Raw genomic sequence first — 14,551 nt, 5'->3', positions numbered from 1 at the left:
GACGCGAGGGGAAGCGGCGCACTTCTGTCGCCCCTCCCGAGGAGTGTCAAGCGTGGGGCTCACCCGTGGCGGTATTCCGCGCCGTCGGTGGTCCGGCCCAGCGTGAAGCGCAGCGCCTCCTCCAGGCCGGGCAGGAGGAAGGAGAAGCCTTTCGCCTGCGCCACCGTGGGCAGGGCGTGGGTGCTGGACAGGAGGGTCTCCTCGCCCATCTGCCCGAACACGGTCTTCACCACGGCGGCGGGCAGCGGGAACACCGCCGGACGATGGAGCACCTTGCCCAGCACCTTCGCCAGCTCGCCCTGTCGCACCGCGTTCGGAGACACGGCGTTGAGGGCCCCCTGGATGGAAGGCGTGAAGATGGCGAACTGGATGAGGCCCAGCACGTCCTCCAGGGACACCCAGCTCAGCCACTGGCGTCCAGTGCCCACGGGCCCGCCGCCCCCCGCCTGGGTCGCGAGCGCCAGCTTCGCGAGCGCCCCACCGCGAGCGTCCAGCACCACGCCGATGCGCAGGTGCACCACGCGGATGCCCGCGTCCTCGGCGGGTTTGGTGGAGGCCTCCCACTGGCGCGTGACGTCCGCGAGGAAGCCGTCACCGGAGGAGGACGTTTCGGTCACCTCCTCCTCGCCACGGCTGCCGTAGTAGCCGACGGCGGAGGCGCAGATGAGCACGCGCGGCTTGCGGGTGGCACGGGCCAGCGTTTCACACAGCAGGCGGGTGCTCTCGGTGCGGCTCTTGAGGATCTCCTGCTTGCGCTCGTCGGTCCACCGGCCCTCGCCCACGTTGGCGCCGGACAGGTGCACCACGGCGTCCACGTCCTCCAGGTCCGCGGCGTCGACGGTGCCCTTGTCGGGCGCCCAGGAGATGTCTCCGCGCGCCGCGTTCGCCCGGCCGCGCACCAGCCGCTTCACGCGGTGGCCGCCGGTGGTGAGGAACGACGCCAGCGCGGAGCCCAGCATGCCGGACGCGCCGCCGATGGCCACGGTGAGCGGGCCCTGGGATGCGAACTGCGCATGGCGGCGCAGGTCCGCGCGGGTGAGCGAGTGGCGGTACGCGAACATGCGCTCCAGGCGCTTGCGCGCGTAGCCCCCGCCGAAGGTGTCCCCGAGCGCGCCCACGGGCAGCTCGTACTGGATGTGGTCATCCAGGATGGAGGCCTGGGGGCCCGAGGGGTTCATGCGGTGGTCATGGATCCACTTCGCGAACGGGCCTTCACGCTGGGTGTCCTGGAAGGAGGAGCCCTCCACGTAGGCGGTGTGCTCGGCGACCATGGTCTGGGGGATGGGGCCCAGGTGGAGCTTCACGACGACGCGGGCGCCGGGGCGGATGCCGTCACCGGAGCGGTCCACGACCTCCGCGGTCTCCCAGGGAGGCGACAGGCGTTCGAAAGCCCCCTCGCGGGTGTGCCAGGAGAAGAGGTCGGCGGCGGGGACCGGCATCTGGCTGTGCGCTTCGAAAACGTGTGGCTTGCCCATGGTTTCTCCAGGGGAGACAGTGCGACCCGAGCATGCTTACTCCCGACCTCCTCGACCGTGCAGTCGAATTGCTGCGACGCGGCGGTGTCATCGCCCTGCCAACAGAGACGGTCTACGGCCTCGCGGCCAACGCCGAGGACGAGCTGGCCGTGCGCCGCGTCTTCGCCATCAAGGGCCGCCCGGCGAACCACCCGCTCATCGTCCACATCCCGGATGAGGAGTACCTGCCGGAGTGGGTCCGTGAGGTACCGGACGAAGCGAAGGCACTGGCCAGGGCGTTCTGGCCGGGTCCGCTGACGCTGGTGCTGAGGCGCACGTCGAAGGCCACGGACGCGGTGACAGGAGGCCAGGACACGGTGGCGTTGCGAGTTCCCGGCCACTCCGTGGCGATGGAGGTGCTCGAACGGCTGGGAGGAGGCGTGGCCGCACCGAGCGCCAACCGCTTCGGACGAGTAAGCCCGACGACCGCGGAGCACGTGCAGCGGGACCTGGGCAGCGACGTGGACCTGGTGCTGGACGGAGGCCCGTCCACGGTGGGCGTGGAATCAACCATCGTGGACCTGTCCTCCGGAGCCCCCGCGATCCTCAGGCCCGGAGGTCTGGCGACAGAGGACATCGAGAGAGTCCTGGGGCGTGCGGTGCCGGTGCGCACGTCGACCACGGTGCGCGTGTCCGGTTCACTGGAGTCGCACTACGCGCCCCGGGCGGGCGTGGTGCTCGCGGAGCCGCATGAAGCAGTGCAGCGGGTGGAAGCACTGCGAGCACAGGGATTGCGCGTCGGAGTGCTGGGCCCCGCGTCACTGTCATTGCCTGGAGATGTGCAGCGCTTCGACGTGCCCGTAGAACCGGCGCAGGCAGCGCGCGTCCTCTACGCGCGGCTCAGGGAAGCCGACGAACAGGGCCACGACGTACTCGTGGCCTGTCTGCCCGCCGCGAGCGGCCTGGGCATCGCCGTGCGAGACCGCCTGTCCCGCGCGGCGGCTCCCCGGGAAGGCTAAGCGTCAATCGTTCGAGATATCGGTCAGAGGTCTTTCATCATCTTCTGACGTTCCAGCTCACGTGCCTTCGCTATTTCAGCCGAATACCGGACGCTCTGATACTCAATGAAAATTGAGTTACCTTCTGGTGACTTGGAGCTCAAGAGCTTCACGCGACTCTCGACCGTCCTCCATTGATTCAACAGTTTGAAGTCCGTTTGAGCCGCTCGCGCCGCGCCAAGTAACGCCTCGTTCGGCCCTTCGACACGCACTTCAACTTGCACCTTACCTGGCGACTCTTCAGGCCATCCACTCTTGGAGATACCAGGTTGCCCAAGAGCAACGGCAACTTCAGTCACGGTTCGATACCTACCCGCACGAAGAAGAGCTTCCTCGGCAGTATCTCGAACACGAACTGGCTGCCCATACTTTCGCGTGAGCAGATCGCGCATCAGAGCATGGCTTTCACGCAAATCACCCACACCGCCAAAAGCGACATCAACAGCAACAAACCGATCGTCCAAAAAGCCAAGCACCACAGTTGCAGGCAGGTTGGCGATGGTCGTTCTCACGAAGAGGGCACCGTCGCCAATGGGCATCGCCTCAGGAAAGAGGGCGGCCACCTCTTTGGACGTCATTCCCCATCGCGCATCCTGAAATCCCTCTGTGCTTCGGTACTCCGAGCCTTGCTTGGCCCACTCCTGCATGGCTTCGCGACGCGCTTGTGGCGTGGGCCCCTTGCTACGTGAAGCACACCCCGTCAAGCCAATCACTGCCACTCCCAAAACCACAGCACCGAATTTCACGGCGACCCCCAATACGAGCTCACTCCATGGGCGTACGCCAGCGTTCCGCTGCTCCACTTGGGGCCCGCTGGCATCCAGTCGCCCTGAATAAAAGGACTATACGACGCCGCAAAATGCCGGGTGAGCGGCATCCCTATTGGGGGACGGGGCTTGCGGCCAGCAGCCCGGGTCGCCCAGGCTCTATGTCCGGAGAGGGGACCAGCCGCATGGGCATCGCCACGGGGTGGTTATGGGTCGTCCTGGCCATGGCATCCGCCACGCCTCCGGCCCCCTCCGCCGAAGCCGTGTGCGGACTCTCCGCGCTCCACACCGCCGAACAGGCCTTCTTCGGGGAGAAGGACCGCTACGACCGCCCCGCGGTCGTCGGCTTCCTTCCCCTGCCCTGCTCCGACGGCACCCGGCCTCCCGCGCCGGAGTCCCACTCCGTCGGCGGCTGCCAGTTCATCTTCACCGTCCGGGAGGCCGGTAGCGGTACGGACGCGGCGTTCACGCTCGAAGCCCGGGGCGTCACTCCCAACACACGGGATCTGCGCTTCCTGCTGGACGGCCGCGATGGTGTCATCACCCACGCGGGCTCCAACACCCGCGCGGCGCCCGTGGACTGTGAGGCTTGGGCAAAGACAGCCGACCCGCTCTTCCGCTATCACGCCATCGGCAGGGAGTTCGATTGCCTGGGCGGGCCCTACGCTCCGGAGCATCCGTGCACGGAGGCCCTCACCCAACTGGTGGACCTCACGCGTGAAGGCGTGGGCGTCGCGCGAATGGAGTACGCCGCGCATCCCACCGCGCGCGAGCTGTATCCCTTGAGCCCGCCCACGCCCGCCATGCTCCTCTGCGGCGTCACCGCCACGCCCCAGCAACGCGCCCAGCTCGTAGACCGCCTCTCACGTCAGCAGCAACTGCGGGACGCGGTCCTCGTGCCCTACTGCCATCCGGAAGGCCTTCGCGTGGCCCTCCCCCGTCTGCTCCAGGGGGGCGCCTGTCCGGGTCCACAGTGTCTGGCTTTGATGTCCCGGGCCCAGAACATCCGCCTGCCAGAGCGGCTCGGCATCCTGGAAGGTCGCGCGGAGCCACTGGCCCGATGGCTGTGGGACCAACCCACCGCCGTGCAGCGCGACTTCCTATCGCAGGCAGCGGACCTTCCCGCCCAACGGGTCGACGCGCTCTTACGCCTGCGCAAGGGCGAATGGCCGAGTCTCCAGACATTGCAGGAGGGCTCCTTCACCCCATTGGAGAACGCGTGGTTCGACCAGGTCCGCCGGGAGCATCCCGCCCTCTTCCCGCTGCGGGACATCGTCCTCGAGATTCGGGAGGAAGGCAGCGCCAGCCCGGCGGCGTTCAAACGCTGGAGCGAAGGCACTCCCTGCTTCGAGCTGGTCCACGTCACCGACCTGGCCATGACCGCGGAGCGGCTGCACGCCCTCGCCAACGCGGAGGCGCGCTGCCCGGGCGAAGCCATCCCCATCCTGTCCCGCCACCTCCGGAGGCTGCCCTCCACGGAGCTCATGCGCGTGCTCGATCCGCTGCCCCCGGCGCACCTCCACATGCTGCGCGATGAATTGAGCCTGTATCTCCCCGCACGCGCCGAGGCGTTGTTCGACTGGGTGATGGAGCGCGACATCGGCCTGCTCGACGGAATGACCGCCACGCCCGCCATCGTGACGAAGCTGCTCTCCCCGTCCCACGTGAACAGGCTGGGCGGACGCGAGGCCGTCCTCGACCTGCTGTTGGGTTCGCGGCGCAGTCCGCGCATCACGCTGACCGATGCGGCCCTGCTGCTCGTGATGACCGAGGCCCTGAAGGGCGCGCCCTCCGCGGCCCGCGTCAGGAACGTCTCGGAGAAGAGCCTGAACCCCGTCCAGAAGCAGCTGCTGCTATCCGACGCCCTGCGCGCCCGGGACTCCCGCATCCAGGCCGCGGCCGCCGCGGGCTTCGCCGCGTGGAACGACGCCACCAGCATCCCCGCCCCCGCTGCACAGGCTTGCCTGGCGGAAGCCCGCGACACCCTGGCCTGCCTGGAAACCCAATCCAAGGGCCTAGGCCCGCCCCCTCCAGGCCCCCGGCCGCTCACCCCTGGGGCGCCCTCCACGGTCCTACCCACCCCCATCGAGGCCTGGTGCACGCGCTTCGACGAACACGTGGCGACCTGTCCCACTGCCTGCGGAGGCGCACTGCCCGGTCCGAGCGTGCTCGCACGCCTCGCGTCCATCGCCGGTGAGCCGCCGCCCACCCCGCCGGACGGCCTGCGCGCCTGCACGCTGGCCCAACCATGAGCCCCCAACTTCGGCGGGCCGCGTCAAAGCCCGTTCTCCCTTTTACAACCGCCGTCCGCTCCGCTATCCCGCGACGGTCACCAGGAGTGTCCCCGTGAAGCGAAGTCTGTCCGGTCTGCTCGTCGCCCTCGCGTTCACCGCCTGCAAGCAGGAGGCTCCGGGCAAGCTGGAGCCCATCCCGCGCCCGCCGGGGGCCACCGCGCCCGAGCCCGAGGAGGCCGCTCCCGCTCCCGCCGCGCCCGCCGTCCCCAAGGACGCCGTCGTCCTGCGCTGGAAGCTCGTCCAGGACGCGCCCATCTCCTTCCGGCTCAACCTGGCGCTGGACCGCAACGCGGCCGTCCCCGAGTCCGCCCCCGCGCCCAAGGCCGCCAAGGCCGACAAGAAGAAGGGCGCCAAGGCCGCTCCCGCCGACGAGGCGCCCAAGGCCGCCACCAAGGCCCCCATCCCCACCGAGTACATGTACGTGCTCGTGCTGGACAAATCCGGTGAGCGCCAGCTGCGCGTGACGCCCAACGCCGGCGTGGGCGAGGACGCCACCTTCAGCGACCGCGGCTTCATCATCGACGGGCTCCAGGGCCCCGCGCGCAACCTGGCCACGCTGGTGCTGGAGCTGCCGCGCGACCCCGTGCGCCCCGGTGAGACGTGGTCCCTGGGCACCGAGCTCACCACGCCGGACGCCCTGGGCACCCTCTTCCGCCGCGCCCCCGGCGGCGAGCGCCACAACCGCGTGAAGCTCGTCTCCGTCACCCCGGGCGACAACGGCGAGCAGGTGGCCACGCTCGAGTACGACATCGTGGAGCAGTTCGGCGGCACCCTCAGCCCCCCGCGCCCCGCCCTCCCCAAGAAGGAGAAGGGCGCGAAGCAGGCGGGCCCCGAGAACGCCGCCATCGAGGTCCCCAACGAGCTGGACGACGCGCCCCCCGCCCCCGCCGCGCAGCCGGAAGGCACCGAGCTGGGCGCCACCGTGAAGGTCACCGGCAAGGGCGAGTTCCTGGTGAAGGCCGGCCAGTGGCGCTCCTGGGAGGGCACCCTGTCCACCGCCCTCAACGGCCCCGCGCAGCCCGCCGTGAACCTGCCCGTGGGCACCTACCAGGCCCGCATCACGCCCGTCGGCGCGGCCCCGCAGGCGCCCCAGGCTCCGGCAGCGCAGGAGACGCCGACCGCGCCTACCGCGACTCCGCCCGCGCCGTAGCGGCCGGGCCGTCCGAAGCGCGCACCATCCGCACCACGGCGTCCACCCACTCCGGGTGGGCGTTGAGGGACGGCACCAGCGTCAGCGACTCGCCGCCCGCCTCCACGAACTGCTCCTTCGCGCGGAGGCCAATCTCCTCCAGCGTCTCCAGGCAGTCCGCCACGAAGGCCGGGCACATCACCGCCAGCCGCTTCACGCCCTTCGCCGCCAGCTCCGGCAGCACCAGGTCCGTGTAGGGCTTCACCCACGGCGTGCGCCCCAGCCGCGACTGGAAGGACACCGTGTACCCGCCCTCCGGAAGCGCCAGCCGCTGCGCCAGCATCCGCGCCGTCGCGAAGCACTGCGCCCGGTAGCAGTGCCGGTTCGCTGGCGTGATGGCGTCACAGCACCCCGCAGACGACAGGCAGTGCTGCCCTGTCGGGTCGCTCTTGCGCATGTGGCGCTCCGGCAGCCCGTGGAAGCTGAACAGCACGTGGTCCGCGCGCGTGTCGGCGATCACCGGCCGCGCCACCGCCGCGAACGCGTCCAGGAAGCCCGCGTCATCCCAGAACGCCGGCACCGCGCGCACGTTGGGGACGTCCCAGCCCTCCGCCAGCACCTCATAGGTGCGCGCCAGCGACGACGCGGACGACGACGCGGCTTCGTGCGGATACAGCGGCAGCACCGTGAACTCCGACACGCCCTTCGCCTTCAGCCGCGCGATGGCGTCCGGCAGCGACGGGTTGCCGTAGCGCATGGCCAGCTCGACCTCGTAGTCGTCCCCCAGCTGCTCCCGCACCCGCGCCTCCAGCGCGCGGCTGTACACGAGCAGCGGCGAGCCCTCCTTCATCCACACCTTGCGGTATGCCTCCGCGCTCTTCGCGGGGCGGAACGGGAGGATGAAGAGGTTCAGGAGGAACCAGCGCCCCACCGGGTGGATGTCGATGACGCGCGGGTCGTTGAGGAACTCGCGCAGGTACTGGCGCACCGGCCCGGACTCGGGCGCGTCCGGCGTCCCCAGGTTGACGAGCAGCAGCCCCCGCTTCGTGGTCGGCACAGGCATGCGCGAGGTCTCAGTGCAGCGCGTGCGGCAACGTGAGCGCGAACTCGGCGATGCGCGCCTCGAAGCGCGTGCCGTCCGGACGCTCCATCTCGTAGCTGCCGCGCATGGTGCCGAAGGGCGTCTTCAGCATCGCCCAGCTCGTGTACTCGAACCGCTCGCCGGGCTTGAGGTGCGGCTGGCGGCCGACCACGCCCTCGCCCTTCACCTCGTCGATGTGGCCCTGGGCGTCGGTGATGATCCAATGCCGCGACCGCAGCTGCGCGGGGACGGTGCCTTCGTTGAAGAGCACCACCTTGTACATGAAGGCGAACTGCCCGGACTCAGGGGTGCTGCGCTCCGGCCAGAAGGTCGGCTCCACGGTGACGCGGATGCCGTCGGTGGTGGCGGTGGACATGGCGGGAGACTTGGCAGCGACTCCCGCCCGATGCAAGGGAAACGCAGGGGCCCTACCTCAGCCGTGCTCCTGCTCCCGGGCCTTGTCCCCTTCCGCCACCGGGGTGGAGCCCGCCGCCTCCGGGGGCTTGGGGAACACCAGCGACGCCACGATGGCCACCAGCAGGCAGCCGGCAATCACCGCCAGCGAGATGCCGATGGGAATCTTGAACCAGTGCTCGATGAGCATCTTCACGCCCACGAAGGCCAGGATGACGCCCAGCGCGACCTTCAGCAGGTGGAACTTCTCCATCAGGCTGGAGACGACGAAGAAGAGCGAGCGCAGGCCCAGGATGGCGCAGACGTTGGACGTATAGATGATGAACGGGTCCTTGCTGATGCCCAGCACCGCCGGGATGGAGTCCATGGCGAAGAGCAGGTCCGTGGCCTCCACCACCATCAGCACGATGAACAGCGGCGTCACCTTGCGCCGGCCATCCTCGTGGACGAAGAAGCGGCTGCCCTCGCCCTGACGCGCCACCGGCAAGAGGCGCCGGGACATCTTGACGATGAAGCCCGCCTCCGGGTCCACGTCCTCGTCCTCCTTGGCCCAGAGCATCTTGGAGGCCGTGTAGACGAGGAACGCGCCGAACAGGAAGATGAGCCACTCGAAGCGGGCCACCAGCGCCGTGCCCGCGACGATGAGCAGCGCGCGCATCACGAACGCGCCCAGGATGCCCCAGAAGAGCACCCGGTGCTGGTGCTGCGGCGGCACCCGGAAGTAGCCGAACACCATCAGGAAGACGAAGAGGTTGTCGACCGACAGCGCGTACTCCACGACGTACGCCGTCAGCCACTCCAGCGCGGGCCCCTTGCCGCCGTAGTGCCAGACGCCTCCGCAGAACGCGAGGCTGATGCTCACCCACACCAGCGTCCACAGCGTCGCCTCCTTCGGCGACACCGCGTGCTCCTTGCGGTGGAACAGCCCCAGGTCCATGGCGAGCATCGCCAGGACGAAGACGTTGAAGGCCACCCAGGGCCAGAGCGTGTGGGTCATCACGCCCCGCTGCCTACTCCGGGACGGCCCCGGCGGCTACTCCCATTCCGTCGCCGGGCGCCTCAAGACGACCAGGGAACGTCCCACCGCCTGCACCTTGCCGCCCGCCGGGGTGTGCGTGCGCAGGGATTCCCCGGAGGCGGCGGTGTCCACCACCAGCTCCCAGTCCGCGCCCCACTCCAGGGCGGGCAGCATGAAGGTGATGGGCTCGTGGTGCGCGTTGAGCAGCACCAGCAACGTGTCCCCCACGATGCGGTGGCCCTCGTCGTCCGGCGTGGCGATGGCGTCCCCGCCCAGCAGGAAGGCCAGGGAGCGCACGTAGGGCTTCTCCCAGTCGTCGCGCTTCATCTCCTTGCCGTCCGGGCGGAACCACGCCAGGTCCTTCAGCTCGCTGTCCCAGATGTGGGCCCCGCGGAAGAAGCGGCGCTTGGAGAGCACCGGCTGCTCGCGGCGCAGCTTGATGATGCGGGAGGTGAAGTCCAGGAGCTGGCGCTGCTTCTCGTTGAGCTCCCAGTTCACCCACGACAGCTCGTTGTCCTGGCAGTAGGCGTTGTTGTTGCCCTTCTGCGTGCGGCCCATCTCGTCGCCCGCCACCAGCATGGGCACGCCCTGCGACAGGAACAGGGACGCCAGGAAGTTGCGCTTCTGCTGCTCGCGCAGCGCGTTCACCTTGGGGTCGTTCGTCTCCCCCTCCACGCCGCAGTTCCAGGCGTGGTTGTCATTGGCGCCGTCGCGGTTCTCCTCGCCGTTGGCCTCGTTGTGCTTCTGGCTGTACGTGACCAGGTCGTGCAGCGTGAAGCCGTCATGCGCGGTGACGAAGTTCACGCTCGCCGTGGGCTTGCGGCCGGACAGCGCATACAGGTCCGAGCTGCCGGTGAGGCGCGAGCCGATCTCCGCCGCCTGCCGGTCGTCGCCCTTCCAGTAGCGGCGCATGGTGTCGCGGTACTTGCCGTTCCACTCGCTCCACAGCACCGGGAAGTTGCCCACCTGGTAGCCGTAGTCCCCCACGTCCCACGGCTCCGCGATGAGCTTCACGCGGCTCAGCACGGGGTCCTGGTGGAGGATCTGGAAGAAGGCCGCGCGGGTGTCGTAGCCGTGCCTGTCTCTTCCCAGCGTCGTCGCCAGGTCGAAGCGGAAGCCGTCCACGTGCATGACTTCGACCCAGTAGCGCAGGCTGTCCGCGATGAGCTTCAGCGCGTACGGGTGCGTGGCGTTCCACGAGTTGCCGCACCCGGTGAAGTCCATGAAGTAGCGCGGGTCCTTCTCACTGAGCCGGTAGTACGCGCCGGCATCCAGCCCCTTGAAGGACAGCGTGGGCCCCAGGTGGTTGCCCTCGCAGGTGTGGTTGTAGACCACGTCGAGGATGACCTCGATGCCCGCGCGGTGCAGCAGCTTCACCATCCCCTTGAACTCCGCCACCTGCTCGCCCAGCGAGCCCGACGCGCAGTAGCGCGCGTCCGGAGCGAAGAAGCCCAGCGTGTTGTAGCCCCAGTAGTTGGAGCGCCCCTTCTGGGTGAGGAACGGCTCGTCCACGAAGGCGTGGATGGGGAGCAACTCCACGCTCGTCACGCCCACCTTCTTCAGGTGTTCGATGCTGGCCGGGTGCGCCAGGCCCGCGTACGTGCCGCGCAGGTGCTCTGGAATGCGCGGGTGCAGCTTCGTGAAGCCCTTGACGTGCAGCTCGTAGAGGACCGTCTTGTGCCAGGGGATCTCCGGCCGCTTGTCGCCCTCCCAGTCGAACCCGTCCGACAGGATGACCGCCTTGGGCACGCCCCAGGCGTCGTCCTGCGTGTCCATGACGAGGTCCTCCTCCTTGCCCCCGTGCACGTACCCGTGGATGGGCGCCTTGTGGTCCACCTGCCCGTGCAGCGCGCGGGCGTAGGGGTCCACCAGGAGCTTGTGCGGGTTGAAGCGCAGGCCCTTCTTCGGCTCATACGGACCGTGAACCCGCAGGCCGTACAGACAGCCGGCGTGCACGCCCGGCATGTAGCCGTGCCAGACGTGGTTCGTGGTCTCCAGCAACGGGAAGCGGCGCGTCTCCTTCTTGGGGTCGGTGGGGTCGAAGAGACAGACCTCCACCTTCTTCGCGTGCTCGCTGAACACGGCGAAGTTCACGCCGTTCCCGTCGTACGTGGCGCCCAGGGGAAACGGCTTCCCTGGAAGCACCTCGGCCCTTCTCATCCAGTGCTCCTCTCCAGCAGCACCACCGGGAACTCCGCGAGGAGCGGCCCCAGGGCCAGCCCCACGCCTCCCGGCCCCTGCTGGGGACGGACGGTGTTCCCGGTGAAGACATTGCGGAACATCATGCCCGCATATGCCTCCGGAAGGTTCAGGAACGTACCGTCATACGCCTGCGCCAGCCCCCCGGACTCCAGCGCCTCCAGGGTGTAACGCGGCGCGCAGGCAATCAGCACGCTGTCACCGTGCGTGCGCGCGAAGCCGACCGCCGCGGGCGAGCGCGGCCCGGACAGCTCCAGCGCCTCGTAGCCGCCCGTGCGGAAGAGGTCCGCGTACTTCTGGCGCAGCCGCAGCGACTCCGCCAGGACGAAGAGCTTCGCCTGCCCGTCGTCCATGTCCCGGGTCAGCCGGGCGCACAGGGCGGGCCGGTCCTTCGCCGCCGCGTCGTCCAGCGCCGTGAGCAGCCGCTCGCGCAGGGCGTAGTCCACCGGCCGGCGGTTGTCCGGATCCACCAGCGACAGGTCCCACAGCTCGCAGCCCTGGTACGTGTCCGCCACGCCGGGCGAGGCCAGCTTCAGGAGCAATTGCCCCAGCGCGTTGTGCTGGCCCGCGCGCTCGATGCGGCGCTTGAAGGCCTTCACGTCGTCCAGGAAGGCCTGGCCCTTCGCGGGGTCGAAGCACGCGTCCACGAACCGAGCCACCGCGTCGTCGTAGGCGCCGTCCGGGTTGGTCCACGACGTGCGGACCTTGGCCTCCTTGATGGCCTTGCCCATGTACTCGCGCACGCGGCGGTGGAACTCCTGGAGCTCGGCCTGGGGCACGCTCTCGCCCATGGGCCACGCGCCCACCACCGTCTGGAAGAAGAGGTAGACGTCGTTGGAAGACGGCGCGGGCCCCGTGGGCAGGTGGCTGACGAAGGGCCGGGTGAGGTCCGCCCAGGCGCGCACCTTCTCCCGCCACGCCTCCGGCAGCTCCGTGAGCACGTTGATGCGCGCGCGCACGTCCTCGCTGCGCTTGGTGTCGTGGGTGCTGGAGGTGAGCATGCTCGCCGGCCAGCGCTCCGCGCGCTCCTGGTTGCGCAGGTGGAAGGTGGTGGCGCGCATGCCGAAGTGCTCCGGCTCGCCGCCCACCTCGTTGAGGCTCACCAGCCGGTTGTAGATGTAGAAGACGGTGTCCTCCAGGCCCTTGGCCATGACGGGCCCCGTCACCTGCTGGAGCTTCATGGCGAAGCGCAGCATGACGGCCTTCTCGTCGTCCCCCACGTGCTCCGGGTAGCGGCCCAGGAGGATGTCGCGCAGGAAGTCGAAGATGGAGGCGTTGGTGGTGGTGTTGCGCTCCTTGGCGCGCTGGATGGTCCACTCGATGTACTGCACGTCGCGCACGTCCAGCTCCGCGCGCCAGCCGTCCACGTAGGTGCGGTAGACGGGGAACAGCGCGATGAACTCCACCAGCGCGCGCCGCAGGCTGTTGAGCGTGAAGTCGCGCGTGCGGCGGTTCATCTCCGAGATGCGGTTGAGCTCGTGCGCCAACACGTTGATTTCGCTGGCCATGCTCACGCGCATGATGAGCAGCTTCTTCTGGTACACGAGCTCCGCGAAGTCCTGCGTGCCGCCCGCGAAGCGCTCGTACGTCTCCGTCAGGTGCGCCTCCGCGGCCGGGTGCACGAACAGGCCGCTCACCGCGTTGGCGAAGCGGTAGCCGGTGGTGCCGTGCACCGCCCACGACTCCGGGATGCGCTCGCGGCCCCCCTGAATCTTCTCCACCGCCACGAAGAGCGCCTTGCGCAGCGGGCTGTCCGGCGTGTCCATCACCTCGCGCCGCCACTTCGCGCGCAAGAGCGCCTCCACCTCCGGCCACCGCGCGTCATCCCCCTCCTTCTTCCCGGCGTCGAAGCGCGCCCGCGCCCGCTCCACGAAGAAGCGCTCCTGGAGGTCCAGGAAGTAGGCGGTGGGGTCGAAGAGGCCGTCCGGGTGGTCGATTCGCAGGCCCGTGACGCGCCCCTCGCGCAGCCACTCGAAGATGCGCTGGTGGGCTTCCAGGAAGACGTCCGGGTCCTCCACGCGGATGGCGGCCAGGCCGTTGATGTCGAAGAAGCGGCGGTAGTTGATCTCCTCGCCCGCCACGCGCCAGTGCGCCAGCCGGTAGCTGCAGTTCTGCAGGAGCGTGTCCAGCAGGTCGAAGGAGCGCACGTTGCCGGGCGTGCCGTTGAACACCCGGAGGTTCTCCTCCACGTACGCCGCCAGCTCCGCGCTGTCCGCCACCACCGCGCCCAGCCGCCGCTTGATGACCTCCTTCTCCCGGTGCCGCTCAATCACCTTCGCCGTGCTCACCTCCGTGCGCGGCGGCAGGTGGTCCAGGGCCGTCAGGATGGAGAGCAGCTCCACCAGGTGCGGCGACTCCGCGCCCAACTGCTTCTCCAGCCGCTCCAGGCCGTGCTTGAGAATGGTGGCGTACTGGCGCGGCGCCACCGGCAGCCGGTGGTCGTAGTAGTGCAGATAGAAGGCGCCGGAGTCGTAGGACAGCTTCAGCTCGCCGCGCTCCAGCACGATGCCGTACTGGTCCCCCAGGATGGGCAGCAGCACCTTGTCCGCCAGCTCGTCCTTCACCGGCTGCCAGTCCACGTCGAAGAACTTGGCGTAGACGGACGACGGGCCGTTCTCCAGCACGTCCAGCCACAGGCGGTTGTCCCGCTCGATGCCCATGTGGTTGGGCACCACGTCCAGCACCTGCCCCAGGCCGTGCTCGCGCAGGGCGTCACAGAGGGCCGCGTGGTCCTCGGCCGTGCCCACCTCCGGGTTGAGCCGTTGGTGGTCCACGCAGTCGTAGCCGTGGGTGCTGCCGGGCGTGGCCTTGAGGTAGGGCGACGCGTAGAAGTCGCTCACGCCCAGCTTCGCCAGGTACGGCACCAGCGCCTTCGCCTGCTGGAAGGTGAAGCCCTGGTGCAGCTGCATCCGGTAGGTGGACAGCGGCGTGACGCGGCGCGATTGCAGCTCGCGTTGGACCTGGCTGAACAGGTCGTCCGCCTGGGCCTCCACCGTCGTGTGCGTGCCATCCGCGTCCGCCTGCCGCGCGGAGCGCTCCCCTGCCTCAAGACCGTCGTGGAACATGGGCCCCAGAGGTAGGCCCGACGCGGCGCGTCCGCCAGCGGGCAGATGCGCCTTAGCCCCCTTTTCAACGCT

10 protein-coding genes are annotated in these 14,551 nt (G+C 69.2%); 3 read left to right on the top strand and 7 right to left on the bottom strand.

Annotation, left to right across the window (positions count from 1 at the left end):
* Positions 1 to 59: 59 nt before the first annotated feature.
* Positions 60 to 1,475 (bottom strand): TIGR01777 family oxidoreductase, encoded by a 1,416-nt coding sequence (locus ACX114_RS07885; RefSeq protein WP_459296264.1) that lies wholly within the window; start codon positions 1,473 to 1,475, stop codon positions 60 to 62.
* A 32-nt stretch (positions 1,476 to 1,507) separates the two neighbouring features.
* On the opposite strand from ACX114_RS07885, the gene ACX114_RS07880 reads away from it, so the two are divergent.
* Positions 1,508 to 2,473 carry an L-threonylcarbamoyladenylate synthase gene (locus ACX114_RS07880; RefSeq protein WP_459296262.1) on the top strand — a complete coding sequence of 322 codons (966 nt, stop codon included), beginning with the start codon at positions 1,508 to 1,510 and terminating at the stop codon, positions 2,471 to 2,473.
* 23 nt (positions 2,474 to 2,496) lie between these two features.
* Here ACX114_RS07880 and ACX114_RS07875 read toward each other — a convergent pair whose 3' ends face one another.
* On the bottom strand, positions 2,497 to 3,090 hold the full coding sequence (locus ACX114_RS07875) for a hypothetical protein (RefSeq protein ID WP_459296260.1): 594 nt from the start codon (positions 3,088 to 3,090) through the stop codon (positions 2,497 to 2,499).
* Between the two features lie 374 nt (positions 3,091 to 3,464).
* Between ACX114_RS07875 and ACX114_RS07870 the strand changes: the two genes are divergently transcribed.
* Both ACX114_RS07870 and ACX114_RS07865 read left to right on the top strand, forming a co-directional pair.
* The gene (locus ACX114_RS07870) at positions 3,465 to 5,531 is read left to right on the top strand and encodes a hypothetical protein (protein WP_459296258.1); all 2,067 of its coding nucleotides are present in this window, start codon (positions 3,465 to 3,467) and stop codon (positions 5,529 to 5,531) included.
* A 94-nt stretch (positions 5,532 to 5,625) separates the two neighbouring features.
* Positions 5,626 to 6,723 (top strand): hypothetical protein, encoded by a 1,098-nt coding sequence (locus ACX114_RS07865; protein ID WP_459296256.1) that lies wholly within the window; start codon positions 5,626 to 5,628, stop codon positions 6,721 to 6,723.
* Here ACX114_RS07865 and hemH read toward each other — a convergent pair.
* From hemH to treY, 5 genes are read right to left on the bottom strand one after another with little or no spacing between them, the layout of a single operon-like run.
* Positions 6,698 to 7,765 (bottom strand): ferrochelatase, encoded by a 1,068-nt coding sequence (hemH, locus tag ACX114_RS07860; RefSeq protein WP_459296254.1) that lies wholly within the window; start codon positions 7,763 to 7,765, stop codon positions 6,698 to 6,700. The two genes, ACX114_RS07865 and hemH, sit on opposite strands and share 26 nt — an antisense overlap.
* Positions 7,766 to 7,775: 10 nt before the next feature.
* Positions 7,776 to 8,159: a Co2+/Mg2+ efflux protein ApaG gene (gene apaG / locus ACX114_RS07855; protein ID WP_459296252.1), complete on the bottom strand. Its 384-nt coding sequence runs from the start codon at positions 8,157 to 8,159 to the stop codon at positions 7,776 to 7,778.
* Between the two features lie 57 nt (positions 8,160 to 8,216).
* Positions 8,217 to 9,194, bottom strand: a complete 978-nt coding sequence (locus ACX114_RS07850; RefSeq protein ID WP_459296250.1) for a TerC family protein — start codon at positions 9,192 to 9,194, stop codon at positions 8,217 to 8,219.
* Between the two features lie 36 nt (positions 9,195 to 9,230).
* Positions 9,231 to 11,375, bottom strand: a complete 2,145-nt coding sequence (glgX, locus tag ACX114_RS07845; protein WP_459296248.1) for a glycogen debranching protein GlgX — start codon at positions 11,373 to 11,375, stop codon at positions 9,231 to 9,233.
* The gene (gene treY, locus ACX114_RS07840; protein ID WP_459296246.1) at positions 11,372 to 14,479 is read right to left on the bottom strand and encodes a malto-oligosyltrehalose synthase; all 3,108 of its coding nucleotides are present in this window, start codon (positions 14,477 to 14,479) and stop codon (positions 11,372 to 11,374) included. The genes glgX and treY overlap by 4 nt, the downstream gene beginning before the upstream one ends.
* Positions 14,480 to 14,551: the final 72 nt, after the last annotated feature.

Source organism: Corallococcus sp. M7, from assembly GCF_054512695.1.
Note: the sequence above shows the minus strand (reverse complement) of the source record. Positions and strands in the feature narration are given on the sequence as shown.

What these genes read in the sequence shown, in the direction of transcription:
- ACX114_RS07870 (WP_459296258.1), top strand. Translation starts at nt 3,465, where the DNA reads ATGGGCATCGCCACGGGGTGGTTATGGGTCGTCCTGGCCATGGCATCC.
- apaG (WP_459296252.1), bottom strand. Translation starts at nt 8,159, where the DNA reads ATGTCCACCGCCACCACCGACGGCATCCGCGTCACCGTGGAGCCGACC.
- ACX114_RS07885 (WP_459296264.1), bottom strand. Translation starts at nt 1,475, where the DNA reads ATGGGCAAGCCACACGTTTTCGAAGCGCACAGCCAGATGCCGGTCCCC.
- treY (WP_459296246.1), bottom strand. Translation starts at nt 14,479, where the DNA reads ATGTTCCACGACGGTCTTGAGGCAGGGGAGCGCTCCGCGCGGCAGGCG.
- ACX114_RS07880 (WP_459296262.1), top strand. Translation starts at nt 1,508, where the DNA reads ATGCTTACTCCCGACCTCCTCGACCGTGCAGTCGAATTGCTGCGACGC.
- hemH (WP_459296254.1), bottom strand. Translation starts at nt 7,765, where the DNA reads ATGCCTGTGCCGACCACGAAGCGGGGGCTGCTGCTCGTCAACCTGGGG.
- ACX114_RS07850 (WP_459296250.1), bottom strand. Translation starts at nt 9,194, where the DNA reads ATGACCCACACGCTCTGGCCCTGGGTGGCCTTCAACGTCTTCGTCCTG.
- ACX114_RS07875 (WP_459296260.1), bottom strand. Translation starts at nt 3,090, where the DNA reads ATGACGTCCAAAGAGGTGGCCGCCCTCTTTCCTGAGGCGATGCCCATT.
- glgX (WP_459296248.1), bottom strand. Translation starts at nt 11,375, where the DNA reads ATGAGAAGGGCCGAGGTGCTTCCAGGGAAGCCGTTTCCCCTGGGCGCC.